The organism is Streptomyces sp. NPDC025638, assembly GCF_055558775.1.
Map to the genome: position 1 here is coordinate 232,348 of NZ_JBVHLX010000006.1, position 26,954 is coordinate 259,301.

The 26,954-nt window shown below is 69.6% G+C and carries 22 protein-coding genes and 1 tRNA gene; 12 read left to right on the forward strand and 11 right to left on the reverse strand.

Annotated features, from left to right (window positions below):
• Positions 1 to 159: 159 nt before the first annotated feature.
• The 6 genes from rsmG to rpmH all read right to left on the reverse strand — a co-directional run bounded on the left by rsmG (position 160) and on the right by rpmH (position 3,677).
• A complete protein-coding gene (gene rsmG / locus ACZ4EG_RS18100; RefSeq protein WP_390708343.1) occupies positions 160 to 876 on the reverse strand; it encodes a 16S rRNA (guanine(527)-N(7))-methyltransferase RsmG in 717 nt (238 codons plus the stop codon).
• A 117-nt stretch (positions 877 to 993) separates the two neighbouring features.
• Complete coding sequence (locus ACZ4EG_RS18105; protein ID WP_467791244.1) at positions 994 to 1,506, reverse strand: Jag family protein; 513 nt, start codon at positions 1,504 to 1,506, stop codon at positions 994 to 996.
• Positions 1,507 to 1,521: 15 nt separating this feature from the next.
• Positions 1,522 to 2,781, reverse strand: coding sequence for a membrane protein insertase YidC (gene yidC, locus ACZ4EG_RS18110; protein WP_453546932.1), 1,260 nt, complete (start codon positions 2,779 to 2,781; stop codon positions 1,522 to 1,524).
• A 3-nt stretch (positions 2,782 to 2,784) separates the two neighbouring features.
• Positions 2,785 to 3,150: a membrane protein insertion efficiency factor YidD gene (gene yidD, locus ACZ4EG_RS18115; protein ID WP_263210605.1), complete on the reverse strand. Its 366-nt coding sequence runs from the start codon at positions 3,148 to 3,150 to the stop codon at positions 2,785 to 2,787.
• Positions 3,147 to 3,518, reverse strand: a complete 372-nt coding sequence (gene rnpA, locus ACZ4EG_RS18120) for a ribonuclease P protein component (protein ID WP_363296142.1) — start codon at positions 3,516 to 3,518, stop codon at positions 3,147 to 3,149. The genes yidD and rnpA overlap by 4 nt, the downstream gene beginning before the upstream one ends.
• 21 nt (positions 3,519 to 3,539) lie before the next feature.
• Positions 3,540 to 3,677: a 50S ribosomal protein L34 gene (gene rpmH, locus ACZ4EG_RS18125; protein ID WP_003956500.1), complete on the reverse strand. Its 138-nt coding sequence runs from the start codon at positions 3,675 to 3,677 to the stop codon at positions 3,540 to 3,542.
• A 396-nt stretch (positions 3,678 to 4,073) separates the two neighbouring features.
• On the opposite strand from rpmH, the gene dnaA reads away from it, so the two are divergent.
• From dnaA to ACZ4EG_RS18170, 9 genes are all read left to right on the forward strand, one after another.
• Entirely contained in the window at positions 4,074 to 6,035 is a 1,962-nt protein-coding gene (dnaA, locus tag ACZ4EG_RS18130; RefSeq protein ID WP_467791245.1) for a chromosomal replication initiator protein DnaA, read from the forward strand.
• 862 nt (positions 6,036 to 6,897) lie between these two features.
• Positions 6,898 to 8,028 carry a DNA polymerase III subunit beta gene (gene dnaN, locus ACZ4EG_RS18135; RefSeq protein WP_390708339.1) on the forward strand — a complete coding sequence of 377 codons (1,131 nt, stop codon included), beginning with the start codon at positions 6,898 to 6,900 and terminating at the stop codon, positions 8,026 to 8,028.
• Positions 8,029 to 8,191: 163 nt separating this feature from the next.
• Positions 8,192 to 9,067 (forward strand): phosphogluconate dehydrogenase (NAD(+)-dependent, decarboxylating), encoded by an 876-nt coding sequence (gene gnd, locus ACZ4EG_RS18140; RefSeq protein ID WP_467791246.1) that lies wholly within the window; start codon positions 8,192 to 8,194, stop codon positions 9,065 to 9,067.
• Positions 9,068 to 9,119: 52 nt separating this feature from the next.
• Positions 9,120 to 10,241: a DNA replication/repair protein RecF gene (recF, locus tag ACZ4EG_RS18145; RefSeq protein ID WP_467791247.1), complete on the forward strand. Its 1,122-nt coding sequence runs from the start codon at positions 9,120 to 9,122 to the stop codon at positions 10,239 to 10,241.
• Positions 10,238 to 10,780, forward strand: coding sequence for a DciA family protein (locus tag ACZ4EG_RS18150; protein ID WP_390708336.1), 543 nt, complete (start codon positions 10,238 to 10,240; stop codon positions 10,778 to 10,780). Before recF ends, ACZ4EG_RS18150 begins: the two co-directional genes overlap by 4 nt.
• Positions 10,781 to 11,201: 421 nt before the next feature.
• A complete protein-coding gene (gene gyrB, locus ACZ4EG_RS18155) occupies positions 11,202 to 13,241 on the forward strand; it encodes a DNA topoisomerase (ATP-hydrolyzing) subunit B (protein ID WP_453546940.1) in 2,040 nt (679 codons plus the stop codon).
• A gap of 42 nt (positions 13,242 to 13,283) precedes the next feature.
• Positions 13,284 to 15,878 (forward strand): DNA gyrase subunit A, encoded by a 2,595-nt coding sequence (gyrA, locus tag ACZ4EG_RS18160; RefSeq protein ID WP_467791248.1) that lies wholly within the window; start codon positions 13,284 to 13,286, stop codon positions 15,876 to 15,878.
• 18 nt (positions 15,879 to 15,896) lie between these two features.
• Positions 15,897 to 16,697 (forward strand): DUF3566 domain-containing protein, encoded by an 801-nt coding sequence (locus ACZ4EG_RS18165; protein WP_453546944.1) that lies wholly within the window; start codon positions 15,897 to 15,899, stop codon positions 16,695 to 16,697.
• A 111-nt stretch (positions 16,698 to 16,808) separates the two neighbouring features.
• Positions 16,809 to 16,885: transfer RNA gene (locus ACZ4EG_RS18170), tRNA-Ile, on the forward strand.
• Between the two features lie 244 nt (positions 16,886 to 17,129).
• Here ACZ4EG_RS18170 and ACZ4EG_RS18175 read toward each other — a convergent pair.
• Both ACZ4EG_RS18175 and ACZ4EG_RS18180 read right to left on the reverse strand, forming a co-directional pair.
• Complete coding sequence (locus ACZ4EG_RS18175; RefSeq protein WP_467791249.1) at positions 17,130 to 21,131, reverse strand: nSTAND1 domain-containing NTPase; 4,002 nt, start codon at positions 21,129 to 21,131, stop codon at positions 17,130 to 17,132.
• 419 nt (positions 21,132 to 21,550) lie between these two features.
• Positions 21,551 to 22,030: a hypothetical protein gene (locus ACZ4EG_RS18180; RefSeq protein ID WP_467791250.1), complete on the reverse strand. Its 480-nt coding sequence runs from the start codon at positions 22,028 to 22,030 to the stop codon at positions 21,551 to 21,553.
• Between the two features lie 289 nt (positions 22,031 to 22,319).
• Between ACZ4EG_RS18180 and ACZ4EG_RS18185 the strand changes: the two genes are divergently transcribed.
• Genes ACZ4EG_RS18185 through ACZ4EG_RS18195 form a run of 3 tightly spaced genes read left to right on the forward strand, consistent with a single transcriptional unit; the run spans position 22,320 to position 24,681 of the window.
• Positions 22,320 to 23,531 (forward strand): amidohydrolase family protein, encoded by a 1,212-nt coding sequence (locus ACZ4EG_RS18185; RefSeq protein WP_467791251.1) that lies wholly within the window; start codon positions 22,320 to 22,322, stop codon positions 23,529 to 23,531.
• Between the two features lie 38 nt (positions 23,532 to 23,569).
• Positions 23,570 to 23,764 carry a ferredoxin gene (locus tag ACZ4EG_RS18190; RefSeq protein ID WP_263210617.1) on the forward strand — a complete coding sequence of 65 codons (195 nt, stop codon included), beginning with the start codon at positions 23,570 to 23,572 and terminating at the stop codon, positions 23,762 to 23,764.
• Complete coding sequence (locus tag ACZ4EG_RS18195) at positions 23,761 to 24,681, forward strand: FkbM family methyltransferase (protein WP_467791252.1); 921 nt, start codon at positions 23,761 to 23,763, stop codon at positions 24,679 to 24,681. The genes ACZ4EG_RS18190 and ACZ4EG_RS18195 overlap by 4 nt, the downstream gene beginning before the upstream one ends.
• Before the next feature lie 94 nt (positions 24,682 to 24,775).
• Here ACZ4EG_RS18195 and ACZ4EG_RS18200 read toward each other — a convergent pair whose 3' ends face one another.
• The 3 genes from ACZ4EG_RS18200 to ACZ4EG_RS18210 form a co-directional block, all read right to left on the reverse strand.
• The gene (locus ACZ4EG_RS18200) at positions 24,776 to 25,531 is read right to left on the reverse strand and encodes a glycosyltransferase family 2 protein (protein ID WP_467791253.1); all 756 of its coding nucleotides are present in this window, start codon (positions 25,529 to 25,531) and stop codon (positions 24,776 to 24,778) included.
• Positions 25,532 to 25,539: 8 nt separating this feature from the next.
• Positions 25,540 to 26,328: a GntR family transcriptional regulator gene (locus ACZ4EG_RS18205; RefSeq protein ID WP_453546958.1), complete on the reverse strand. Its 789-nt coding sequence runs from the start codon at positions 26,326 to 26,328 to the stop codon at positions 25,540 to 25,542.
• Positions 26,329 to 26,486: 158 nt separating this feature from the next.
• Positions 26,487 to 26,834: a DUF6344 domain-containing protein gene (locus ACZ4EG_RS18210; protein ID WP_467791254.1), complete on the reverse strand. Its 348-nt coding sequence runs from the start codon at positions 26,832 to 26,834 to the stop codon at positions 26,487 to 26,489.
• Positions 26,835 to 26,954: the final 120 nt, after the last annotated feature.

Consider the following 26,954-nt stretch of genomic DNA (forward strand, 5'->3'; position numbering starts at 1 on the left):
GGTTCGGCCGCAGCGCGGCCGCGACTGATGATGCCGTGCAACAGTGAGCGACGTTTCACGTGAAACACGATGCACAGCGGCCGCGGCCGGATCCTCACGACACTCCGGCATGCATGGGTCTGGCAGCTTGTGTGGAGTACGTCTCGTCCGCAGGACGGATCAGCGCCGTCGGCGCGCCCGCCCCGTACGGGCAGCCTTCGCCCGCTTCGCCGCGAACCGCACACCGCCGGGGCTCTCCCCGACCTCGACCCGTACGACCGTCGACAGCGGGTCCACAACGCCTTCACCCACGTGGAGCACGGACGTCTCCACCGCCCCGAGCTTGCTCAGCGCGGTGGCCGCGCTCTTGAGCTCCTCCTCGGCGGTGTCCCCCTTCAGGGCGAGCATCTCGCCGTACGGCCGCAGGAGCGGGATGCCCCAGGCGGCCAGCCGGTCCAGCGGAGCCACGGCCCGCGCCGTCACCACATGGACCGGCGGCAGCTTGCCCATGACCTCCTCGGCACGCCCACGCACGACGGTGACGTGATCCAGGCCCAGGAGCTCGACGACCTCGGTGAGGAAGGTCGTACGCCGCAGCAGCGGCTCCAGAAGCGTGATCTTCAGGTCCTCGCGGACGAGCGCCAGGGGAATGCCCGGCAAGCCCGCGCCCGAGCCGACGTCGCACACCGTCACCCCCTCGGGGACGACTTCCGAGAGCACCGCACAGTTCAGCAGGTGGCGCTCCCACAGACGGGGCACTTCCCGCGGGCCGATCAGACCACGCTGCACGCCCGCCTCGGCGAGCAGTTCCGCGTAGCGGACCGCATCGGCGAAGCGATGACCAAACACCTCCCGCGCCTGTTCGGGCGCAGGGGGGAGCTCCGCTGCCTCCGTCACGGGGACCGTCCTTCCGTACAGCGCCGGCGCACCGAGCGCCGACCACCAGAACTACCAGGCTGACAAAGTTCGGCCCCGTCTGCGCAACAGACGGGGCCGGTGGATTGTGGAGACCGATCAGGCGGGCAGCACGACGACGAAACGCTGCGGCTCCTCGCCCTCCGACTCGCTGCGCAGTCCCGCGGCCTTGACCGCGTCGTGCACGACCTTGCGCTCGAACGGGGTCATCGGCTTGAGCTTCACGGGCTCGCCGGAGCTCTTGACCTCGGCGGCGGCCTTGGCACCCAGCTCGGAGAGCTCAGCCCGCTTCTTGGCTCGGTAGCCCGCGATGTCCAGCATCAGCCGGCTGCGGTCCCCGGTCTCCCGGTGCACGGCCAGTCGGGTCAGCTCCTGCAGAGCCTCCAGCACCTCGCCGTCACGGCCGACCAGCTTCTGCAGGTCGCGGCTGCCCGCGTCGCTGATGATCGACACGGAGGCGCGGTCGGCCTCGACGTCCATGTCGATGTCGCCGTCGAGATCGGCGATGTCCAGCAGACCCTCGAGGTAGTCCGCCGCGATCTCGCCCTCCTGCTCCAGGCGGGTCAGGGTGTCTGCACCCTCGGTAGCGGCGGAGGTGGTGCCTTCCGTCACGGGATGGACTCCTTCTTACTTCTTGGACGGGGACTTGGGCCGCTGCGGACCCTTGCGCTGACCGGACTGGGCCTTGCTGCGGTTCCCGGTGCCGGGCTTCGGGTCCTGCTTGGCGGCGGGCTTGGCGTCCTGCGGCTCGTCGGACTTCTCCAGCGAGGTGGTCGGCGTGGGGTCGTCGGCCTGCTTCGGGCCGCCGGACTGCCGCTGCGCCTTCGTCTGGCGCTTGGGCTGCTGGCGCCGGGGAGCGGCGGTCGTGCCGTCCTCGGACACGGTGGCGGCCGGGCTCTCGCTCTTCACCACGGTGCCGTCGGCCTCGGCGGCGAGGCCCGCCTTGCTCAGGGCGTTGATGAACTTGCGCTCGAACTCGTTGCGGTCGCGGCCCTTGGCGACGATCGCCTTGACGATGGTCTTCTCGCTGCGGCGACGGGTCTTGCCGTGGCTCGTCACGTGCTTGGTCAGACGCTCCAGGTAGGCGGCCTGGGCCTTGGAACCCGGGGTCGGGTTGTTGTGGATGACGTACATCTGCTGGCCCATGGTCCACACGTTGGTGGTCAGCCAGTAGACGAGGACACCGACCGGGAAGTTGATGCCGAAGACGGCGAACATGACCGGGAAGACGTACATCAGCATCTTCTGCTGCTGCATGAACGGCGTCTTCACCGTCGTGTCGACGTTCTTCGTCATCAGCTGACGCTGCGTGTAGAACTGCGACGCCGACATCAGGACGATCATGATCGCGGTGACGACCCGGACGTCGGTGATGGAGGCACCGAGCGACTCCACCTTCGCCGCACCGTCCGTGAACTTCGCGGCCAGCGGAGCACCGAAGATGTGCGCCTTCTGCGCGCTCTCCAGGAGGCTCTGGTTGATGACACCGATGGTCTGGCCCGAAGCGATGCCGTTGAGCACGTGGTACAGGGCGAAGAAGAACGGGGACTGCGCCAGGATGGGAAGGCACGAGGAGAGCGGGTTGGTGCCCGACTCCTTGTACAGCTTCATCATCTCTTCGGACTGACGCTGCTTGTCGTTCTTGTAGCGCTCCTGGATCTTCTTCATCTCGGGCTGGAGCGTCTGCATGGCCCGGGTCGCCTTGATCTGCTTGACGAACAGCGGGATCAGGCAGATACGGATCAGAATCACCAGGGACACGATGGACAGGCCCCAGGCCCAGCCGGTGTCAGGACCGAAGATGGCGCCGTACACCGTGTGGAACTGGACGATGACCCAGGAGACGGGTGTCGTGATGAAGCTGAAGAGGCTGGCAATCGTGTCCACTAATCATGCTCCTTGGGCATGGGACGAAGTCTCTGCGGCCGGGCTCGAAGGGGGCTCGGAAGGGAGCTTCCCGTCGATGGCCGGTTCGGCGGCGGAGGGCCCGCCCCTGCGTGCGCGCCAGGCGCCGCGCAGCATTTCGTGCCACCGCGGGCGCTTGCGCGGCGGAACATGGTCCACACCGCCGAGCGACCACGGATTGCACCGGAGGATGCGCCAGGCGGTGAGTGCCGTCCCCTTGATCGCACCGTGCCGGTCGATGGCCGTGTAGCCGTAGTGGGAGCACGACGGGTAGTACTTGCACACCGGGCCGAGCAGCGGACTGATCGTCCATTGGTACAGCTTGATCAGAGCCAGCAGTGGGTACTTCATCGCGCGCCCCCTCCCAGCAGCCGTTGAAGGGCGGCGTCCAGGTCTCGGGCCAGCTGTGCATGGTCTGCGTCACCCGCTCCGGGCAGCGCTCGTACGACTACCAGGCTACCGGGGGGAAACAGGGCGACTCGGTCACGCATCAGATGGCGAAGTCTGCGCTTCACTGTGTTGCGTACGACCGCACCACCCACCGCCTTGCTGACGACGAAACCCGCACGCGTCGGGGGAGCGCTCTCCCCAGGCGCGTGCGGGTCCGTGGCACCGCTACGAAGGTGGACGACGAGAAGCGGGCGTCCAGCCCGACGACCCCGTCGTACCGCGGTCGCGAAGTCCTCGCGCCGCCTCAGCCGGTTCTCGGTGGGCAGCACGACGTCATGACCTGATCGGGATCAGGCGGACAGACGGGCGCGACCCTTGCTACGGCGGGACGCGAGAATCGCGCGGCCGGCACGGGTGCGCATACGCAGCCGGAAGCCGTGGGTCTTCGCGCGACGACGGTTGTTCGGCTGGAAGGTGCGCTTGCTCACTCGGGGGCTCCAGTAAAAATCGGGTGGTTGCGGGGTGCCGTCCTGGCTGTCACCGTGCGCCCACGAGTAGCTCGCGTTACGCCCGAGTGCACCGCTTTCCGATCACCTTCAGTGACCTGTGCCCATCGGAGGCAGGCGGCAGCAGCCATCGACAACTCGACCTGGTTACGGTACGCGGGGCTGCGCCATCCGGTCAAACCAGGGGTCACCGAGAGACACTGTCCACAGGCTGGGGACAACAACTTGAACCGCACGGGCCGCGCTGACTACCGTGACTGAACTCCGATTCGTTCCTTTATCCCCGGCCGAGCGGGTTCCTCCCGCCCGCCCACCCGATCTGCATCCCGACCCGTCCTCGAACCACACGTTCGTGGGACCTGTGAGAGAGCGTGCCCTGTGGCTGACGTACCTGCCGATCTTGCCGCAGTGTGGCCACGAGTACTGGAGCAGCTCCTCGGTGAGGGCCGCGGTCAGGGTGTCGAGGCGAAGGACGAGCACTGGATCCGGCGCTGCCAGCCCCTCGCGCTGGTCGCGGACACCGCCCTGCTCGCCGTACCGAACGAATTCGCGAAGGGCGTACTGGAGGGCCGTCTCGCCCCGATCGTCAGCGAGACCCTGAGCCGCGAGTGCGGCCGCCCGATCCGCATCGCGATCACCGTCGACGACTCCGCGGGCGAGCCCCCGGCCCCGCCGGCGCCCCCCGCCCAGCCGCAGTCCCGCTACGAGGAGCCGGAGCTGTCCAGCGGACAGTACGACGGCTACGGCCGCCACCGCGGCGACCAGCGGCAGGGCGGCGACCAGGCGCCGCGCCCGGACCAGCTGCCGACCGCCCGCCCCGCCTATCCGTCCGAGTACCAGCGCCCCGAGCCCGGCGCCTGGCCGCGCCCCGCCCAGGACGAGTACAGCTGGCAGCAGCCGCGGCTCGGCTTCCCGGAGCGGGACCCCTATGCCTCGCCGTCCCAGGACTCCTACGGTCCGCCGTCACGCGACTCCTACGGCCCGCCGGCGCAGGACTCCTACGGCTCACAGGACGCGTACGGTCCGGGCCAGGACGCCTATGGGCCGGCCAAGGACGCGTACGGCTCGCCGTCCCAGGACTACCGCCCGCAGTCGATGGAGCGTCCTTCCTACGACCAGCAGCGCTCCGACTACGACCCGTCACGCGTCGACTACGACCAGCGCGACGCCGCCCGCCGCGACCTGTCCGAGCCGCCCGGCTCCGGTCAGGCGCACCGCGGCGGTCCGGTCGGCTCCGGGCGGCCGGCGACCGGTGCTCCCGGCCCGCTGGCCGCGCAGCCCGCGCCGGCGACCGGTCCGGGCGAGCCGACCGCACGGCTGAACCCGAAGTACCTCTTCGACACGTTCGTCATCGGCGCCTCGAACCGCTTCGCGCACGCGGCCGCGGTCGCCGTCGCCGAGGCGCCCGCGAAGGCGTACAACCCCCTCTTCATCTACGGGGAGTCGGGACTCGGCAAGACGCACCTGCTGCACGCGATCGGGCACTACGCGCGCAGCCTCTACCCGGGCACGCGCGTGCGCTATGTGAGCTCCGAGGAGTTCACCAACGAGTTCATCAACTCCATCCGCGACGGCAAGGGCGACAGTTTCCGCAAGCGCTACCGCGAGATGGACATCCTGCTCGTCGACGACATCCAGTTCCTGGCGGACAAGGAGTCGACGCAGGAGGAGTTCTTCCACACCTTCAACACGCTCCACAACGCGAACAAGCAGATCGTGCTGTCCTCCGACCGGCCGCCCAAGCAGCTGGTCACGCTGGAGGACCGGCTGCGGAACCGGTTCGAGTGGGGTCTGATCACCGACGTCCAGCCGCCCGAGCTCGAGACGCGCATCGCGATCCTGCGCAAGAAGGCGGTGCAGGAGCAGCTGAACGCCCCGCCGGAGGTGCTGGAGTTCATCGCCTCCCGCATCTCGCGCAACATCCGCGAGCTGGAGGGCGCGCTGATCCGGGTGACCGCGTTCGCGTCGCTCAACCGGCAGCCGGTGGACCTGGGCCTGACGGAGATCGTCCTCAAGGACCTGATCCCGGGCGGCGAGGACTCGGCGCCGGAGATCACGGCAACGGCCATCATGGCGGCGACGGCCGACTACTTCGGCCTCACGGTCGAGGACCTGTGCGGCACCTCTCGCGGGCGCGCCCTGGTGACCGCGCGCCAGATCGCCATGTATCTGTGCCGTGAGCTCACCGACCTGTCGCTGCCGAAGATCGGCGCCCAGTTCGGCGGCCGCGACCACACGACCGTGATGCACGCCGACCGCAAGATCCGCGCGCTGATGGCGGAGCGGCGCTCCATCTACAACCAGGTCACGGAGCTGACCAACCGCATCAAGAACGGCTGACCGCCACGCCCCTCATGCGCTGAAGGCGCCCCCGGGAGGACATCCGGGGGCGCCTTTCGTCGTTCCAGCGCGGCCACGACCGTCACCCGGCAGCAACCCGATGTTCGATTACCAGCCGGGTTACGGCCGCTCTCCACAGATTCGGTGACTTTCTTGCGTCCACATCCTGGGGACTGTGGAGTTGTCCAGATCGTGTCCACAGCGGACCCTGTTGAAAGACCATCAGACCAGGTCACCTGGCTGTGGATTGGTGGACGAAGGATCTCCACAGACTGTGGACGAAGGAAAGATCCACAGGCTGTGCACGAAGTTGTCCACCGGCAGCCCACAGGCTGGGGCCGGTTGTCCCCAGCGATCCCCAGCTTCTCCACATGGCTGTCCACTGTTCGGCAACGCGGCGCACCCGATCACCGCGTCGAGTGAAAGGCGTCACATCAAGGTGCCGGATGGGGGTGTGGGAAACGTGGGTAAATCTGGGGACGCAGCTGGGGAGAACTGCCCTCGGGCTGTGGGCGGTGTGTGCAGAACTTCCTGTTCTCCACAGAGACGCCTGGTTGTCCACTGCCGTCACCCACAGGACCGGTGGACAAAATTTCCGCGCTGAGCTGGGCAAACGTGGTTATCCACCGTATCCACAGGCCCTACTACTACTCCCGACTAGAGAGAGTGCGGAATCCGTTTCGAAGCGGGGCCTGTGCACAACTCGTCGTTTCGAGCCCGGCTGCCCCTCGGCACGACTTGACCCCGACGGGCACCTACTGTCAGTGCCGTGCGTCAGACTGGTCCCCGGTGTTCTTCCCGTCGCAGTGGGCGGTGACACCGAGTCGTAGGGCTCAGTAGCAACAGCAGGAGGCGGCTTACGGTGAAGATCCGGGTGGAACGCGACGTACTCGCGGAGGCAGTGGCCTGGGCGGCACGCAGCCTTCCGGCCCGTCCGCCGGCGCCTGTCCTCGCCGGCCTTCTCCTGAAGGCCGAGGACGGCCAGCTGAGCCTGTCCAGCTTCGACTACGAGGTCTCCGCCCGGGTGTCCGTCGAGGCCGAGGTCGAGGAGGAGGGCACCGTCCTCGTCTCCGGCCGTCTGCTCGCCGACATCTCCCGCGCCCTCCCCAACCGTCCGGTGGAGATTTCCACAGACGGTGTACGGGCGACGGTGGTCTGCGGCTCCTCGCGCTTCACACTCCACACCCTGCCTGTGGAGGAGTACCCGTCCCTGCCCCAGATGCCGAACGCGACGGGCACGGTCCCCGGCGAGGTCTTCGCCTCCGCCGTCCAGCAGGTCGCCATCGCCGCGGGCCGCGACGACACGCTGCCCGTCCTCACCGGTGTGCGCATCGAGATCGAGGGCGACACGGTCACCCTGGCCTCCACCGACCGCTACCGCTTCGCGGTCCGTGAGTTCCTGTGGAAGCCGGAGAACCCGGACGCCTCGGCGGTCGCCCTGGTGCCCGCCAAGACGCTCCTGGACACCGCCAAGGCACTCACCAGCGGCGACAGCGTGATCCTGGCGCTGTCCGGCTCGGGCGCGGGCGAGGGTCTGATCGGCTTCGAGGGCGCCGGACGCCGGACCACCACCCGCCTCCTGGAGGGCGACCTCCCGAAGTACCGCACGCTGTTCCCGACCGAGTTCAACAGCATCGCCGTGATCGAGACCGCCCCCTTCGTGGAGGCCGTCAAGCGCGTCGCCCTGGTCGCCGAGCGCAACACCCCGGTGCGGCTCAGCTTCGAGCAGGGCGTGCTCATCCTGGAGGCCGGCTCCAGCGACGACGCACAGGCTGTGGAAAGGGTCGACGCGCAGCTGGACGGCGACGACATCTCGATCGCCTTCAACCCGACCTTCCTGCTCGACGGTCTGAGCGCCATCGACTCGCCGGTGGCCCAGCTGTCGTTCACGACGTCCACGAAGCCCGCGCTGCTCAGCGGCAAGCCGGCGGTGGACGCCGAGGCGGACGAGGCCTACAAGTACCTGATCATGCCGGTGCGCCTCAGCGGCTGAGCGGGCCGCGTTCCCACCGGTCACCGCCCCGTCGGACGAAGCCGCAGGTGAGGGCATACGTATGAGCGCGTATGCCCACAGATGTGCGTGAGAGTCCGGGTTTAGGCTCGGACGTGGGTACGAAGGTGCCCCACACGTCACACAGCAACCTAAGGATCAACTGATGGACCTCGGTCTCGTCGGCCTCGGCAAGATGGGCGGCAACATGCGCGAGCGGATCCGCCGCGCGGGCCACACCGTCATCGGATACGACCGCAACGCGGACCTCGCGGATGTCCACAGCCTGGAAGAGCTTGTGGGCAAGCTCCCCGGCCCGCGTGTGGTCTGGGTGATGGTCCCCGCCGGCGAGCCCACCCAGAGCACGATCGACCGGCTCGCCGAGCTCCTGGAGCCCGGTGACGTCGTAGTGGACGGCGGCAACTCCCGCTGGACGGACGACGAGCGGCACGCCGAGGAGTTGGCCGCCAAGGGCATCGGCTTCGTCGACTGCGGTGTCTCCGGCGGCGTCTGGGGCCTGGAGAACGGCTATGCGCTGATGTACGGCGGCGACGCCGAGAACGTCGCCAAGGTGCAGCCGGTCTTCGACGCGCTCCGGCCCGAGGGCGACTTCGGCGCGGTGCACGCGGGCAAGGTCGGCGCGGGCCACTTCGCGAAGATGGTCCACAACGGCATCGAGTACGCGATGATGCAGGCCTACGCCGAGGGCTGGGAGCTCCTGGAGAAGGTCGACTCCGTGACCGACGTCCGTGAGGTCTTCCGCTCCTGGCAGGAGGGCACGGTCATCCGCTCGTGGCTGCTGGACCTCGCGGTCAACGCCCTCGACGGGGACGAGCACCTGACCGAGCTGAAGGGTTATGCACAGGACTCCGGCGAGGGCCGGTGGACTGTGGAGGCCGCCATAGACAACGCGGTGCCGCTTCCCGCGATCACCGCCTCGCTGTTCGCGCGGTTCGCCTCCCGCCAGGAGGACTCGCCGCAGATGAAGATGATCGCCGCGCTGCGCAACCAATTCGGCGGCCACGCCGTAGAGAAGAAGTAATCCACAGGGTCGCACCGCGATCCACAACCTTGGGGGAGGTCGGCGAACGACCATGCACGTCACGCATCTGTCGCTGGCCGACTTCCGCTCGTACGCCCGGGTCGAGGTCCCGCTAGACCCGGGCGTCACCGCCTTCGTCGGCCCCAACGGGCAGGGGAAGACGAATCTCGTCGAGGCCATCGGCTATCTCGCCACCCTCGGCAGCCACCGGGTCGCCTCCGACGCCCCCCTGGTCCGTATGGGCGCCGACCGCGCGATCATCCGGGCGCAGGTCAGACAGGGCGAGCGGCAGCAGCTGGTCGAGCTGGAGCTGAACCCGGGCCGGGCCAACCGCGCCCGTATCAACAGGTCCTCGCAGGTCAGGCCGCGTGATGTGCTCGGGATCGTACGGACCGTGCTGTTCGCGCCCGAGGATCTCGCCCTGGTCAAGGGCGACCCCGGTGAGCGGCGGCGCTTCCTCGACGAGCTGATCACCGCCCGCTCCCCGCGCATGGCGGGCGTGCGCTCCGACTACGAGCGGGTCCTCAAGCAGCGCAACACGCTCCTGAAGTCGGCCGCGCTGGCCCGCCGGCACGGCGGCCGTTCCATGGACCTGTCCACGCTCGACGTGTGGGACCAGCACCTGGCGCGCGCGGGCGCCGAGCTGCTCGCCCAGCGCCTCGATCTGATCGCCGCGATCCATCCGCTGACCGACAAGGCGTACGAGCAGCTGGCCCCCGGCGGCGGTCCCGTCGCCCTGGAGTACAAGCCGTCCGCCCCCGGCGAGGCCCACACGCGCGAGGACCTCTGCGCCCAGCTGATGGCGGCCCTGGCCGAGGCCCGCAAGCAGGAGATCGAGCGGGGTGTGACGCTCGTGGGCCCCCACCGTGACGACGTGATCCTCAAACTCGGTCAGCTGCCCGCCAAGGGGTACGCCTCCCACGGCGAGTCCTGGTCCTGTGCGCTGGCGCTGCGCCTGGCGTCGCACGACCTTCTGTGTGCGGAGGGCAATGAGCCGGTGCTGATCCTCGACGACGTGTTCGCCGAGCTGGACGCCCGGCGCCGGGAGCGGCTGGCCGAGCTGGTCGCGCCCGGTGAGCAGGTTCTGGTGACCGCCGCGGTCGACGACGACGTGCCGCACGTCCTGGCGAGGGCGCGGTACACCGTGGCCGAGGGGACGGTGGAGCGCGTATGAGCACCGACGAGCCCACCCCCCAGGGCCGTGGGAAGGCGCCCGAGCCCTCCGGAGTCGACCTGGCGCGCGTGGCGTTGCGCGCCGCCAAGGAGCAGGCACGCGCGCGTGGCGCCGCGGCGCAGGAGAGAAAGCAGGCGCGGCGCGGTGGCCTGCGCTCCGGCGCGCGCGCCGACGGCCGCGACCCCATGGCGCTCGGTGCCGCGATCAACCGGCTGATCAACGAGCGCGGCTGGGAGACCCCGGCCGCGGTGGGCGGGGTCATGGGCCGCTGGCCGCAGATCGTCGGCGAGGACCTGGCCAAGCACTGCGTACCGCAGCGGTACGACGAGGACGAGCGCGTCCTGAGCGTGCAGTGCGACTCCACGGCGTGGGCGACGCAGCTGCGGCTGCTCGCCCCGACGCTGGTCGCCCGGCTCAACGAGGACCTCGGCCACGGCACGGTGAAGCTGATCAAGGTGAACGGCCCCGGCGGTCCCGTGCGCCGCTACGGCTCCTTGCGTGCCCCGGGGAGCACGGGCCCCGGTGACACCTACGGGTGACATACCTCACGTCGCGGTGCCGTGGTGCGGTCCGGTCGTACAGCGGCGCGCCGTCTTGTCGTACAACCGCACGCGGTTGCGAATCCCGACCTGACCCCGGAGTAGCCAAGGGTTGACAGCCGGAAGCGCTGAGTGCCTCCGTGAGCCTCTTGGAGCCCCCTTCCACATATCGGGACCCGGCCGAGACCGGTTCAGGGCGGCACATGGGGACTCAGGTACCGGCAAACCCCCATCACTGTCGGCGCTACCGGTAGACTGGAAGCCAATCCCGCCCCAGTCGTGGGGACGTCCGGGAAAAGCTGAGCAACGCTGATCAAGGCTTACCACCGCAACATGCCGCAGCCGCTCCGGCAACCCTCCCCCAAAGGGGGCGCCCCCAGGAGCCCGGCTCGTGCTGTGCCAGTGCCAGAAAGGGCGCTTCGTGGCCGATTCCGGCAACCCCAACGAGAACATCCCGTCCACCGACGCCGGCGCGAACGGTGAGGTCACCGCCTCGTACGACGCCAGCGCCATCACCGTGCTCGAAGGGCTGGACGCGGTCCGCAAGCGACCCGGTATGTACATCGGCTCCACCGGCGAGCGCGGCCTGCACCACCTGGTGTACGAGGTCGTCGACAACTCGGTCGACGAGGCGCTGGCCGGTCATGCTGACACCATCGACGTGACGATCCTGGCCGACGGCGGTGTGCGCGTCGTCGACAACGGCCGTGGCATCCCGGTGGGCATCGTCCCCTCCGAGGGGAAGCCGGCCCTTGAGGTCGTCCTGACGGTGCTGCACGCGGGCGGCAAGTTCGGCGGCGGCGGCTACGCCGTCTCCGGCGGTCTGCACGGTGTCGGCGTCTCCGTCGTGAACGCCCTGTCCAGCAAGGTGTCGGTGGAGGTCAAGACCGACGGCCACCGCTTCACCCAGGACTACAAGATGGGTGTCCCGACGGCGCCGCTGGCCCAGCACGAGGAGACGGACGAGCACGGCACGGCGGTCACCTTCTGGGCCGACCCGGACATCTTCGAGACCACCGAGTACTCCTTCGAGACGCTCTCGCGGCGCTTCCAGGAGATGGCGTTCCTCAACAAGGGCCTGATCATCAGGCTCACGGACGAGCGCGAGTCGGCGAAGGCCACGGCCGGTGCGGACGAGGCGGGTGCGGACGAGAAGGACGAGGTCAAGACCGTCACGTACCGCTATGAGGGCGGCATCGTCGACTTCGTGAAGTACCTGAACTCCCGCAAGGGCGACGTGGTGCACGCCACCGTCATCGACCTGGAGGCCGAGGACAAGGACAAGAGCCTGTCCCTCGAGGTCGCGATGCAGTGGAACAGCGGCTACAGCGAGGGTGTGTACTCCTTCGCGAACATCATCCACACCCACGAGGGCGGTACGCACGAAGAGGGCTTCCGTGCCGCGCTGACCTCGCTGATCAACAAGTACGCGCGCGACAAGAAGCTGCTGCGCGAGAAGGACGACAACCTCACCGGTGACGACATCCGTGAGGGTCTGACCGCGATCATCTCGGTGAAGCTGAGCGAGCCCCAGTTCGAGGGCCAGACCAAGACCAAGCTGGGCAACACGGAGGCGAAGACCTTCGTCCAGAAGGCGGTCTACGAGCACCTCAACGACTGGCTGGACCGCAACCCGAACGAGGCGGCGGACATCGTCCGCAAGGGCATCCAGGCGGCCACCGCGCGCGTGGCGGCCCGCAAGGCCCGCGACCTCACGCGGCGCAAGGGCCTGCTGGAGTCGGCGTCCCTGCCGGGCAAGCTCTCCGACTGCCAGTCGAACGACCCCACCAAGTGCGAGATCTTCATCGTCGAGGGTGACTCCGCCGGCGGCTCGGCCAAGTCCGGCCGCAACCCGCAGTACCAGGCGATCCTCCCGATCCGCGGCAAGATCCTCAACGTGGAGAAGGCGCGGATCGACAAGATCCTGCAGAACCAGGAGATCCAGGCGCTGATCTCGGCCTTCGGCACGGGTGTGCACGAGGACTTCGACATCGAGAAGCTCCGCTATCACAAGATCATCCTGATGGCGGACGCCGACGTCGACGGCCAGCACATCAACACCCTGCTGCTGACCTTCCTGTTCCGCTTCATGCGGCCGCTGGTCGAGGCCGGGCACGTGTTCCTGTCCCGTCCCCCGCTCTACAAGATCAAGTGGGGCCGGGACGAGGTCGAGTACGCGTACTCCGACCGTGAGCGCGACGCCCTGCTGGAGCTGGGCCGTCAGCGCGGCAAGCGCGTCCGGGAGGACTCGATCCAGCGCTTCAAGGGTCTCGGCGAGATGAACGCCGAGGAGCTGCGCGTGACCACCATGGACATCGAGCACCGCGTCCTCGGCCAGGTCACCCTCGACGACGCCGCCCAGGCCGACGACCTGTTCTCGGTCCTCATGGGCGAGGACGTCGAGGCCCGCCGCGCCTTCATCCAGCGCAACGCCAAGGACGTCCGCTTCCTCGACATCTGAGTCGGTCTCAGCTGACCGCACCAGGAAGGATCTTCACCAGCAATGGCCGACGAGAACACTCCTGTCACCCCTGAAGAGAACGGCGAGGCGGTCGTCCGCGTCGAGCCCGTCGGGCTCGAGACGGAGATGCAGCGCTCGTACCTCGACTACGCGATGTCCGTCATCGTGTCCCGCGCGCTGCCCGACGTCCGTGACGGTCTCAAGCCCGTCCACCGCCGTGTCCTGTACGCCATGTACGACGGGGGCTACCGCCCCGAGCGCGGCTTCTACAAGTGCGCCCGCGTCGTCGGCGACGTCATGGGCAACTACCACCCGCACGGCGACAGCTCCATCTACGACGCGCTGGTCCGCCTCGCCCAGCCGTGGGCGATGCGCATGCCGCTCGTCGACTCCAACGGCAACTTCGGCTCCCCGGGCAACGACCCGGCGGCCGCCATGCGCTACACCGAGTGCAAGATGGCGCCGCTGTCGATGGAGATGGTCCGCGACATCGACGAGGAGACCGTCGACTTCACGGACAACTACGACGGCCGCTCCCAGGAGCCGACCGTCCTGCCCGCCCGCTTCCCGAACCTGCTGATCAACGGCTCGGCCGGGATCGCGGTCGGTATGGCGACCAACATCCCGCCGCACAATCTGCGCGAGGTCGCGGCCGGCGCCCAGTGGTGTCTGGAGAACCCGGAGGCCTCGCACGAGGAGCTGCTGGACGCCCTCGTCGAGCGCATCAAGGGCCCTGACTTCCCGACCGGCGCGCTCGTCGTGGGCCGCAAGGGCATCGAGGAGGCGTACCGTACCGGCCGCGGCTCGATCACCATGCGCGCGGTCGTCGAGGTCGAGGAGATCCAGAACCGCCAGTGCCTGGTGGTGACGGAGCTGCCGTACCAGACCAACCCGGACAACCTGGCGCAGAAGATCGCCGACCTGGTGAAGGACGGGAAGATCGGCGGCATCGCGGACGTACGCGACGAGACATCGAGCCGTACCGGCCAGCGCCTGGTCATCGTGCTGAAGCGCGACGCGGTCGCCAAGGTGGTCCTGAACAACCTGTACAAGCACACCGACCTGCAGACCAACTTCGGCGCCAACATGCTGGCGCTGGTCGACGGGGTCCCGCGCACCCTGTCCCTGGACGCGTTCATCCGCCACTGGGTGACCCACCAGATCGAGGTCGTCGTCCGCCGTACGCGCTTCCGGCTGCGCAAGGCCGAGGAGCGGGCGCACATCCTGCGCGGTCTGCTGAAGGCCCTGGACGCCATCGACGAGGTCATCGCCCTGATCCGGGGCAGTGAGACCGTCGAGGTCGCGCGCACGGGCCTGATGGCCCTCCTGGAGATCGACGAGATCCAGGCGAACGCCATCCTCGAGATGCAGCTGCGCCGACTGGCCGCCCTGGAGCGCCAGAAGATCGTCCAGGAGCACGACGAGCTCCAGGCGAAGATCAGCGAGTACAACCAGATCCTCGCCTCCCCGGTCCGCCAGCGGGGCATCGTCAGCGAGGAGCTGGCCGCGATCGTCGAGAAGTTCGGCGAGGACCGCAAGACCATGCTGGTGCCCTACGACGGTGACATGTCCATCGAGGACCTGATCGCCGAGGAGGACATCGTCGTCACCGTCTCGCGAGGCGGTTACGTCAAGCGGACCAAGACGGACGACTACCGGGCGCAGAAGCGCGGCGGCAAGGGCGTACGCGGCACGAAGCTGAAGGAAGACGACATCGTCGACCACTTCTTCGTCTCGACCACGCACCACTGGCTGCTGTTCTTCACCAACAAGGGCCGGGTGTACCGGGCGAAGGCGTACGAGCTTCCGGACGCCGGCCGTGACGCGCGCGGGCAGCACGTCGCGAACCTGCTGGCCTTCCAGCCGGACGAGGCGATCGCCGAGATCCTCGCGATCCGTGACTACGAGGCGGCCCCGTACCTGGTGCTGGCCACCAAGGCGGGCCTGGTCAAGAAGACCCCGCTGAAGGACTACGACTCCCCGCGTTCGGGTGGTGTGATCGCCATCAACCTGCGGGAGCGGGAGGACGGATCCGACGACGAACTGATCGGGGCCGAGCTCGTTTCGGCCGATGACGATCTGCTGCTGATCAGCAAGAAGGCGCAGTCGATCAGGTTCACCGCTACGGACGAGTCGCTGCGGCCGATGGGCCGTGCCACCTCGGGTGTCAAGGGCATGAGTTTCCGCGAGGGCGATGAACTCTTGTCGATGAATGTTGTTCGACCCGGTACGTTCGTGTTCACTGCCACGGACGGCGGGTACGCGAAGCGGACCGTCGTCGACGAGTACCGCGTCCAGGGTCGCGGCGGCCTCGGCATCAAGGCCGCCAAGATCGTGGAGGACCGTGGATCGCTCGTCGGCGCGCTGGTGGTCGAGGAGACCGACGAGATCCTCGCCATCACGCTGTCCGGCGGTGTGATTCGTACGCGAGTCAACGAGGTCAGGGAGACGGGCCGTGACACCATGGGCGTCCAACTGATCAACCTGGGCAAGCGCGATGCCGTGGTCGGTATCGCTCGAAACGCCGAGGCGGGGCGTGAGGCGGAGGAGGTCGACGGCGAGGATGTCGTGGACGAGACCGCCGAGGGTGCCGCGGCGACCGGCACGGACGAGGGTGAGGCGCCCTCGGCCGAGTAGCACGAGGAGTGAGTCAGCGTGAGCGGAGCCACGGGCGCCGGTCCGGTCGGTAGCTCGACCGGGACCTCTGCCGGTAAGCACAACGACGGCGGCGGCCGTGGCTCCGCCACGAACGCGGGAACCCCGACGGACCCGCACACGACCAATCTCAAGCCGGTCAAGTCCTCCGGGACCGACTCGCACTCGCCCGACACTCATGGATCCCAGGGGGGAACTGTGACGGACACCCGAGGCCCGCAGACCCAGCAGTACGCGGCTGGAGCGGGCCCGGCCGCTCCGGGCGCCCAGCCCCCGGCCGCCGCCCCCGAGGCGCAGGCCGCTTCGCCGCTGCCCGGCGAGCGCCGGCAGCAGCAGCCCTCCGGGCCTTACCATCCGCCGCAGGCCTACCCGGCGCAGGCTCCGGCAGGTGCCGTACGCCGGGCGCGCACCGGCGCGCGCACCACGCCCCGCACCCGTAAGGCGCGGCTGCGCGTGGCCAAGGCCGACCCGTGGTCGGTGATGAAGGTCAGCTTCCTGCTCTCCATCGCGCTGGGCATCTGCACGATCGTCGCGTCCGCCGTGCTGTGGATGGTCATGAACGCGATGGGCGTGTTCTCGACGGTCGGCGGCACCATCTCGGAGGCGACCGGCTCGAACGAGGCCAACGGCTTCGACCTGCAGGCCTTCCTGTCCCTCCCGCACGTCCTGATGTTCGCGACGATCATCGCGGTGATCGATGTCGTCCTCGCGACGGCCCTGGCCACCCTCGGCGCGTTCATCTACAACCTCTCCGCGGGCTTCGTCGGCGGTGTCGAACTGACGCTGGCCGAGGACGAGTGACCGGCGTACGAACGTTCGCTGACGGTCCTCCGACAACCGATTTTGGGACTGCCCCGGTCGTGCGCTAATCTTCAGGAGTCAGCGCGCGGGACACACACCGCAGAGCGCGGCGGGGCTATAGCTCAGTTGGTTAGAGCGCATCCCTGATAAGGATGAGGCCACAGGTTCAAATCCTGTTAGCCCCACCAGCATGAAGACCCCCGGTCCAGCAGGGCCGGGGGTCTTTGCGTGTTGCGGCATCTCGGGTTCCAGGGTCGCGGCAATGCCCGACGGCGCACGAAAACGCCCGACCGCTGGCGACGGGGGATGCACCAGCGATCGGGCTGTGGCCAACAGTAACAAGGCTGTCGGCGCCGTGGGAGCCGACTGCTCGGCTGTACCGAGCAGTTGTGATCGGGATCACGCAAGCGCTGTCTGAAACGGTCGGTGACGTCACCGGTCGCAGGGGGGCTCGTACGAGAGCCGGGGCAGGTACTCGTGCCACTTGTCCGGGGTCAGAACGCCCCGGGTGATCGAGCAGATGTGGCCGATCGCCTCGTCCACGTCCAGCTTCCACAGCCGCACGGTGTCGGCGCCGCTCGACACCCCGAGCATGTGGCTGTTGGGGCTGAACGACAGGAAGTTGCCCGTCTTGGCGTTGGGGCTCATCGACTGGCCGATGGCGGAGGCCGAGGAGGGGCGGGCGACGTTCCACAGCCGTACCGTGTCGTCGTTGCCGCCGCTCGCCAGCGTGCGGCCGTCCTGGCTGAACGTCAGCGACACGACCGCCTCGGTGTGGCCGCTGAGGACGGGGCCGAGGACGGTGGCGTGGCGCGGGTCGGCGACGTTCCACAGCCGGACCGTGCCGTCGTCGCTGCCGCTGGCCAGCGTGTGGCCGTCGGGGCTGTAGGCGAGCGCGTTGACCGGTCCCAGGTGCTCCTTGAGGGGAGCGCCCAGGACGGAGGCGTGACGCGGGTCGGTCACGTTCCACAGGCGGACCGTCGTGTCGGCGCTGCCGCTGGCGAGGGTGCGGCCGTCCGGGCTGAAGACGAGGGTGTTGACGTATCCGGTGTGGCCGGTGAGGAGCTTGCCCAGGCGCCTCGGGCGGGCCGGGTCGGTGATGTCCAGCAGTTGGATGGTCCGGTCGTCGTAGTCGGCGGCCAGGGTGTGGCCGTCGGGGCTGATGGCCAGGGCGTCGGCGCCCGCGAACCGGGTCCGCAGCGCGAGGGGCCGGCCGTGGGCGACGGGACGGCCGGGGTCGGCGACGTTCCACAGCTGCACCGTGTTGCTGGTCCCGGTCAGCACGGCGAGCGTGCGGCCGTCGGGCGAGAACACCAGCGACCGCAGGTCCCGCTCCCCGGTCGTGAAGGGCTCGCTCAGCAGGACGGGCCGGTCGGGGGTCTGCACGTTCCACAGCCGTACCCGCCCGTCGCGTGCGGCCGTGGCGAGCACCCGCCCGTCCGGGCGGTACGCCCCGATCCGGCCGATCATGTCCGAGGCCGGGATCGACCACAGCCGCACCTTGTTGTCGCCGCTGCCGGTGGCCAGGGTCCGCCCGTCGGGGCTGAAGCCCACGGCGTACATCTCGCCGCTGCTGCCCGCGAGGGGCTCGCCGACCTGGGACGGATAAGCCGGATTGCGGACGTTCCACAGGCTCGCCGTGCTGTCGGCGCTGCCGGCGGCGAGCATGGTGCCGTCCGGGCTGAAGGCCACCGACCAGATGGGACCGGTGTGGCCGGTGAGCGGCGCGCCGAGCTGTCGCGCACGGCGCGGCGAGCTCACGTTCCACAGCCGGATGGTGTCGTCCGCGCTGCCGGAGGCGAGGGTGCGGCCGTCGGGGCTGAAGGCCACCGAGTGCACCGTGGAGGTGTGGCCGGTGAGCGGGGTGCCGATCGGCGCCGGACGGCGTGGGTCGGCGGTGTTCCACAGCAGGATCGTGTTGTCGTCGCCCCCGGCCGCCAGGGTGCGGCCGTCCGGGCTGAAGGCCACGGAGCGCACGGCGCCGGTGTGGCCGGTCAGGGTGGAGAGCGCGGCCGGCCGGGCCGGGGCGTGTACGTCCCACAGGCGCACGGTGCGGTCTTCGTCGGCGGAGGCCAGGGTGCGGCCGTCCGGGCTGAAGGCGAGCAGGTAGATCGTGCCGCCGTGGCCGGTCAGGGGCTTGCCGAGGGCGCGCGGACGAGCGGGGTCCCGTACGTCCCACAGCCGGACCGTCCCGTCGTCGGAGGCGCTGGCGAGGGTGTGGCCGTCGGGGCTGAAGACCGCGGTGCTCACCCAGCTCGTGTGGCCGGTGAGGGGCTTGCCGAGGGGCTTGGGCCGGGTCGGGTCGGTCACGTCCCACAGCCGGACGGTCCGGTCGTAGCTGGCGGTGGCCAGGACATGGCCGTTCGGGCTGAACGTGGTGAGGTAGACGGCGCCGGTGTGGCCCAGGAGCGGGGTGGCCAGCGGGGCATTGACGATCGAGATCAGCCGGCTGTTCGTGCCCTCGTCGTCCGGCCGCAGACCGTGCGCCACCAGGTCGAGCTGGGCGGACAGCGACGGGTCCGTGTACTGGACGCGGTCGGCCTCGGCGACCACCTGCTGGAACACCGCGTCGTCGCGCTGCTGGCGGGCGACCACCGCCGAGCCGACGGCGAGCAAGGCCAGTACGACCAGGGCGGACACCGCGGCACGGCTGATCCACACCGTGCGCCTGCGCAGCCGGACCGAAGCCTCCAGGAACTCCACCGCGCTCCTGGTGAGGACGGTGTCACCGGCGGATTTCACCCAGTTGTGGGCCTGCTCCAGCCGGGAACCCCGGTAGAGCAGCGACGCGTCGCGCTCGGAGCCCTCCCAGGACCGGCCGTCCTCCTCCAGCCGCTGGCGCAGCAGATTGCCGCCCCGGTCCTCGTCGATCCAGTCGCGCAGCCGGGGCCAGGCGTGGAGCAGCGCCTCATGGGTGATCTCGACGGTCTCCGCGTCCAGGGTCACCAGCCGGGCACGCACCAGTGCCTCCAGCGACTCCTCCGTCTTGCCGGGGTCCGTCGACTCCTGGGCCAGCTGGCGCCGAGTGCCCCGACGACGGGTGGCCTGGGTGTCCTCGCTCAGCCGGACCAGCCTGAGCAGGAGCAGTCGCGCGGCTGTGCGGGCCGCCGGGTCGAGGCCGGACCAGGCCCGCTCGGCGGTCGCCGCCACCGCCCCCTGGATTCCGCCCGCCGCGCGGTAACCGGCCAGCGTCAGCCGGCCCGCCTTGCGCCGCTGCCAGGTGGCGAGCAGGGCGTGGGACAGGAGCGGCAGCACGCCGGCGTCGTGCGCCCCGCGGGGTCCGTCGGCGCTCACCTCCCGGACGATCAGCTCCGCGAGCCCCGGTTCGAGTTCCACGCCGACGGCCTTGGCCGGACCCGTCACCGCCTCGCGCAGCTCCGCCGTGGTCAGCGGGCCGAGGACCATGTGCCGGTGCTGCAGCGCGTCGGCGAGCTCGGGGTGGCGCAGGCACTGGTCGTAGAAGTCGGCGCGTATGCCCAGGACCACGAGCACGGGGGCCGGGTCGTCAGGGCGGTCGGGTGAGCAGGCGGTGTGCAGCAGCCGGACGAAGGCGCGCCTGCTCGTCTCGTCGGGGCAGAGGGTGAACGCCTCTTCGAACTGGTCCACGATGACGACCGGACGGGCGGCCCCGGGCGCCTCGCGCCGCGCCCATGCCGTCACGGCCTCCCGCACCGCCCGCCCGAACTCCGGGGTGCCGGGTTCTTCCTTCGAGGAGAGGACCTTCTCCAGTTCAGGGATGTGGCGGACCAGTTCCGCGACCGGGTCGGCGCCGGGCACGAGCTGCAGGACGCCCCGGGCCGGGCCGTCCCCGTCGTCCGCCGCGCCGCTCTGCAGCGCGGGCACCAGGCCGGCGTTCAGCAGGGAGGACTTACCCGCGCCCGAGGCGCCGACGAGCACGACCAGGCCGCCGGTCCGCTCGGCGGCGCGGAGCTGGGCCACCAGCGCGTCCGTGCTGCGCTCGCGGCCGAAGAACCACCGGGCGTCCTGCCTGCGGTACGAGGCGAGCCCCCGGTACGGGCACACACCGGGGACGGCCGGGGCGTCGGCCGGAGCCTGTTCCTCCTCCTCGGCGGATCCGGCGGGCCGGTCGCCCACCGGGTCGGCCACCGCGCGCTCCCACAGACGCTGCCACTGGGCCAGGTCGTACAGGCCCGCGGAGACCGGAGTGGGCTGCGAGCGCCGTGCCTGGGGGATCAGTACGTGCAGCACCGTGGCGAGGGCGGCGAACTGGGCCGGTACGTTCTTCGCCCGCCGCCAGTCGCTGATCCGCTGGGCGGACACCCGTACCGGACGCCCTCGTTCGTCGACCCGGTGAAGCCGGTCGACCGCTTCGGCCACGCGTTTGAGGGGAGGGTTTCCCGCCTCCTTGTACAGCAGCGCGAGACGTTCCGCGAAGGCTGTGCGTGCCCCTGAGTCGGAACCCAAGGTCTCCACCCCTTACTTCCCCGCTAACTTCCCCGCGCCTGGGCATCCGGACCGGAAAACCCACTTTATACGGCTGACCTGCGAGGAAGCCGGTGTCCGGACGCCGGAACCTCCTCGGCGGGGGCCTCAACTGGCAGGATTTCGCCGTAGTGGCGGGTCCCACGGACGCCGCCCGGACAGGCCACCTGCTCAGCGTTCGAAGAGACAGCTCACGACGCCGCATGTTCTCGGTCACCTTCCGCCGGATTCACCGGTCGGCGGCGTCGCTCTCGTCGTACGAGCTTGAAGGACCCGTGCAGACAGTCCCTCGTGGGCTGCGTCCCGCCGACCTCGGGTCCGGCCTGCTCCGCGTCGTTCGGCGCCGGTCCCCACGTGGGGAGGGACCGGAGCCGAACGACGCGGCACCACAGAGGTCCCGGCGGCTCCCGCTAGCGGATCCAGCCCGCGGCACGAGCGGCGGTGACCGCGTGTCCCTCCGCGTCGTCGGCCGCCTCGTTCAGGGACGGGTCCCTTCCCGCCGCCGTCCCGCCGGCCGCGACCGCGGCGGCCCGGGAGGCGGCCAGGGCCGCGTTCAGCGCCTCGACTGCTTCGGGGGTGTCGTCGTGCGACTGGGCGACCTGGGCGGCCAGCGCCGCGGCGGCCGCGGCATTCCGGGCGCACCGGGCGTCCGCCGCCGGGTCGGGTGCCCTCCCGGTGAGCGCGGAGATCGACTCCGCGGACAGGCGCAGGGCGTTGGCGGCCCGTCCGACGGGGCTCCTCGGCACGATCTCGGCCGCGTCCTGCTCGATTCCGGCGTGCCGGCACAGGGCCGCGGCACGGTCGTACGCGCTCTGCGCGCGGGCGGAGTGCAGTTTCCTGAGGGCCTCCTGTGCGTCCTGTGCGTCCTGTGCGTCTCGCGGTTCAGCCATCCCTGCCTCCTCGTTCGCCGGTGTGACGCCTGACGCTGCTCGGCGGCGCGGGCAGGGTGCCACGACGGAGGCGAAGAGACCAGAAGCGCGGGCGTCAGGCCTCGGGGGACGGGTGGCGTCTGAAAGATCGTCGGGCCAGCTGCTTTGCTCCATCGGATGGTTGGTCACATGGGTGGTCACCGCACCGAGCAGCAGAGCGTCCACGCTCCCCTTGCCCGTCAAGTGAGTCGGCCCTAACCTACTTCTGACGGTCCGTCAGATACCGCATCGGTCAGTGAGAGGCGAGGCCATGGTCACCAGCGCCGGCGAAACCAGTGAGCTGCCGAAGGTCATCAGCGTGGACGATCATGTGATCGAGCCCGCGCACCTCTTCGAGACGTGGCTCCCGAGCAAGTACCGCGACAAGGGGCCGAAGCCGTTCACCGCGGGCATCGGCGAGCTCCAGTACATCGGCGGCAAGTACCGGTTCACCACCGACCCCGACGGCCAGATCACCGACTGGTGGGAGTACGAAGGCGGCCTCTTCCCGTACAAGCGCATCATCGCGGCCGTCGGCTTCTCCCGGGACGAGATGACGCTCGACGGCATCACCCGCGAGCAGATGCGCCGCGGCTGCTGGGACCCCAAGGCCCGGCTGGAGGACATGGACCTCAACCATGTCGAGGCCTCCCTCTGTTTCCCGACCTTCCCGCGCTTTTGCGGGCAGACCTTCGCCGAGGCCGAGGACAAGGAGGTCGCCCTCGCCTGTGTGCGCGCCTACAACGACTGGATGGTCGAGGAGTGGTGCGGTGACAGCGGCGGGCGCCTGATCCCGCTGTGTCTCATCCCGCTGTGGGACGTCCAGCTCGCAGTCGCCGAGATCCGGCGCAACGCCGCCCGTGGCGTACGGGCCGTGACCTTCAGCGAGATCCCCACCTATCTGGGCCTGCCCTCGATCCACTCCGGCTACTGGGACCCGTTCTTCGCGGCGTGCGAGGAGACGGGCACCGTGGTCAACATGCACATCGGGTCCTCGTCGCAGATGCCGGCCGCGTCGCCGGACGCTCCCCCCGCGGTCCAGGCCTCGCTGAGCTTCAACAACGCCATGGCGTCGATGATGGACTTCCTCTTCTCCGGGGTCCTGGTCAGGTTCCCGCGGCTGAAACTCGCTTACAGCGAAGGGCAGATGGGCTGGATCCCGTACGCCCTGGAACGCGCCGACGACGTGTGGGAGGAACACCGGGCCTGGGGCGGGGTCAAGGACCTGATTCCGGAGCCGCCGTCGACGTACTACTACCGGCAGATCTTCTGCTGCTTCTTCCGTGACCGGCACGGCATCGAGGCGATCGAGACCGTGGGCGTGGACAACGCGACCTTCGAGACCGACTATCCGCACGTCGACTCGACCTGGCCGGACACCAAGCGGGTGGCCCAGGAGCATGTGGGCGGCCTGCCCGCCGACGTGGCCTACAAGCTGCTGCGCGGCAACGCGATCCGGATGCTGGAGCTGCCTTTCGCGTAGGCCGCGTAGGAGGGGGCACCGCTGGGAAGGGACCCCGCATGAAGGTCTCCATCGACGCCGGCCTCTGTTACGGTTCCGCGGAGTGCGCCCACCGCGCGCCGGCCGTGTTCGCCTTCGAGGACGGGTACGGCGTGGTCCGGCCCGGCCATGAGGACGCCGGCGACGACGGACTCGTACAGGAAGCCGCCGAGCGGTGCCCCTCCCAGGCCATAAGGATCAGCGAGAACGCATGAGCAGTGCCCTTTCCGAGGCCATGGTCACCCTCGGCCGACGCTATGTGCGCGACGCCCCGGGCACCCTCGGCAAAGCGCTGCTGGCCGGGCGCTACCTGAATCCGTATCTGCGCGACCACCCACGGCGGCGGGTGGTCGAGACCCGCTCCGGCGCCCGGTTCGCGGTCGACACCCAGGACCTCATCCAGCGCTATCTGTATCTCTTCGGGGCGTGGGAGCCGCACATGACGCGCTGGCTCCAGGGCCGGCTGCGGCAGGGTGACGTCCTGGTCGACGTCGGAGCGAACGTCGGCTATCTCAGCCTGGTGGCGGCCCGCCTGGTCGGGAACACGGGCCGGGTGGTCGCCGTCGAGGCGTCACCCGCCTTCCACCGCAGGCTGCTGCGGAACATCGAGCTGAACCGGTGCGGCACCGTCCGCGCGGTCAACGCCGCCGTCTCGGACAAGCGCGAGACGCTGACCTTCGTCCTGGCCAGCTCGCACAACATGGGCGCCAACAGCATCGTTCCCTACGACGGCCCCGCCGAGTCGAGCTTCGAGGCGCAGGCGTGCCCGCTGCCCGAACTCCTGGAGCCGGAGGAGATCGCCCGGGCCCGCGTCATCAAGATCGACGTCGAGGGCGCGGAGGGCGCCGTCGTCCAGGGCCTGGCCCCGATCCTCGACCGGCTGCGTTCCGACGCGGAGATCGCCGTCGAAGTCACTCCGGAGCGCATGGCCCGGCTCGGCTACTCGGTCGACGACCTGCTGGAGACCATGCGCAAGGCCGGGTTCCATACGTATCGCCTGCTCAACGACTATGCGCCGGAGAGTTATCCGGCGGCCCTGAGTCGGCCGGTGGCCCCGGTGCGATGGCGGGGAGCGGTCGTGGGCGAGAGCGAGCTGGTGTTCTCGCGCGTCGACGCCGAGACACTCGGGTGACGCGACCTCGGCGAGTGTCCCGACCGCCGCGACTCTTCCCGCCGACGGATCTGATGGATCTGATGGATCCGGCGGATCCGGCGGATCCGGCGGTTCACGTCGGCGGATAGCGCCAGTCGACCTCCGCCAGCGCCCGCGCCCTCGTCTCGACGACCGCCATGCGCGCCTCGCGTTCCACCGGATCGACGTGGGAGGCCTGTCCGGTCGCCTGCCCCTCCCACTTCCGGTAGAGCAGTCCCACCTCCGCCGAGAACCAGCCACGGCTCACGGCGTTCAGCGCGAGCAGCAGACCGGTGTCCTCGGATGCCGGGAGGGCCATCCAGCCGCCGACCGCGAGCAGCAGACCGCGGCGGACGAAGAGCGTCGCGGGGTGGACCTGGGCGCGGAAGCCGTTGGCCTTCCAGAAGTCGAGCACGGCGCCGCGCTCGACGGGGCCCTCGTCCGGGTCGCCCGGGAAGCCGGCGGTCGAGCCGTCGGGCAGCAGGTCCAGGACCCGGGAAGTGGCCCACCCGATGGTGTGGTCGGCCTCCAGAACGGCCAGGTCACGGGCGAGTGCGCCCGGCGTGAGCTGGTCGTCGGCGTCCAGGGTCCTGACGTACTCGCCGTCCGCGTGCGCCAGGGCGATGGTGCGGGCGACGCCGGGACCGCCGGGCCGGCCCTGCCGGAAGGTCACCCGCACGTCGTCGGGGACGTACGGACGGACCTCGTCCGTCCTTCCGTCCTCCTGGACGACCCAGTGCCACTCCCAGCCGTCCGGGAGCCGTTGTTCGCAAAGGGACTTGTGCGCCTCCGGAAGGAACCGGGCCGAGGGGGCGTGCACAGCGGTGACGATGATGACGCGCCGGCTCACGGCGGCACTCACCACCTTTCCAGGGACGTGGTGAAGAGCAGTTCCGTGCGGTCGCCCGGCAGCGTGACGACGGAGACGTCCACCACGCGGCCGTCGATGTCGTACGAGGTCTTCCTGAGGACGATCACCGATGTGCCCGCCGGGAGCTCCAGCGCCTTCGCCTCCTCCGGCGTCGGGGGGCGGGCGGTGAAGCGTTCCTCGACGCGGTCCACCTCGATGCCGACGGTGTACAGCTGGTGCTGTGTGCCGCCGGGCCAGGGCTCCTTGGTCTCGTCCAGCAGGTCGGGGTTGGCCGCGATCAGGTCGCGGACGAGATAGGAGGTGACGAGGTTGAAGGGTGCGGTCTCGGCCGCGCACCGCGTCCTGTACGTGCGTTCGAGCAGCGTCGTGCCCACCGGTACCCCGAAGGCGTCCGCCAGTTCGTCGGGTGCCTCGAACTCGCGGTATTTCGCGTAGAAGACGAGGTCGTCGAGGCGCAGACCGGTGTCGTGCTCCGTGGCTCCGGTCTCGGCCCGGGTGGCCTCGGGCTCCCGTGCGCGGTTCTTCTCCCACTGGTGCCGCCCGTTGTCGCGGACCGCGAGCGTACGGGGGCGCCTGACGAAGTTGCCGCGGCCGTGCTGCTTGTCGATCAGGCCTTCCTCGCTGAGCAGCCGCAAGGCGTTCTGCACGGTCGGCACGCTCCGGCCGTAGTGCTCGGCCAGGGCGGCCTCGGACGGCAGCCGGTCGCCGGGCTTGCGCAGGCGCTCCCGGATGGACCGGCGTATGTCGTCGGCGATCTCCTCGTAGGCCTTGGGCATGGATTCAGTCTAGCGACTCCTAAAGAGGTCTTGACGAGTTGATGAGTCCGGCCGTTTTGGGCGCGACGAGGACCCCCGGCCCGTGGAGGCCGAGGGTCCTGCCTGTTCAGTACGCAAGCTCGCCGTCACATCTGTCCTGCTCGTGCCAACCGTGTCTGTCAGCAGGCGAGGGGTGCTGTGCGTTCGCCCAGGTCCTCCGGTTCGTCCGCTTCCGTCGTGTCGTCGAGGGGGCGGTGGCGGCAGCTGGGGGATTTGCCGTGGGCCTCCGCGTGGATCCGTTGTTTCATCGTGGGGGGCAGGGCCCTGACGTTAGGTCGGGACCCGGTGGGGGACCAGGACCAGCGGGACATCGACGGCAACGTCGGATGCGCCTCGCTGTTGCGCGGGGTCTCGGTCTGCGGTACCGCCGCGGCGGTGGTCGCCGAGACGAGTCCGAGCGCCGTGAACAGCGCGAGGAAGGCGGTGACAATGGTGGTCCACAGCTTCAGGACCTTGTTCCGGGCCATGGCCCCTCACTTTCGGGTCGGGCGATTTGCGTACTTTCCTCATGATGTGTATGGGGGTCGCGAAGTGGTGGACCTCCGCCCGTGGCGCGTCGATGTTCTGATGAACACCACCCGGATGGA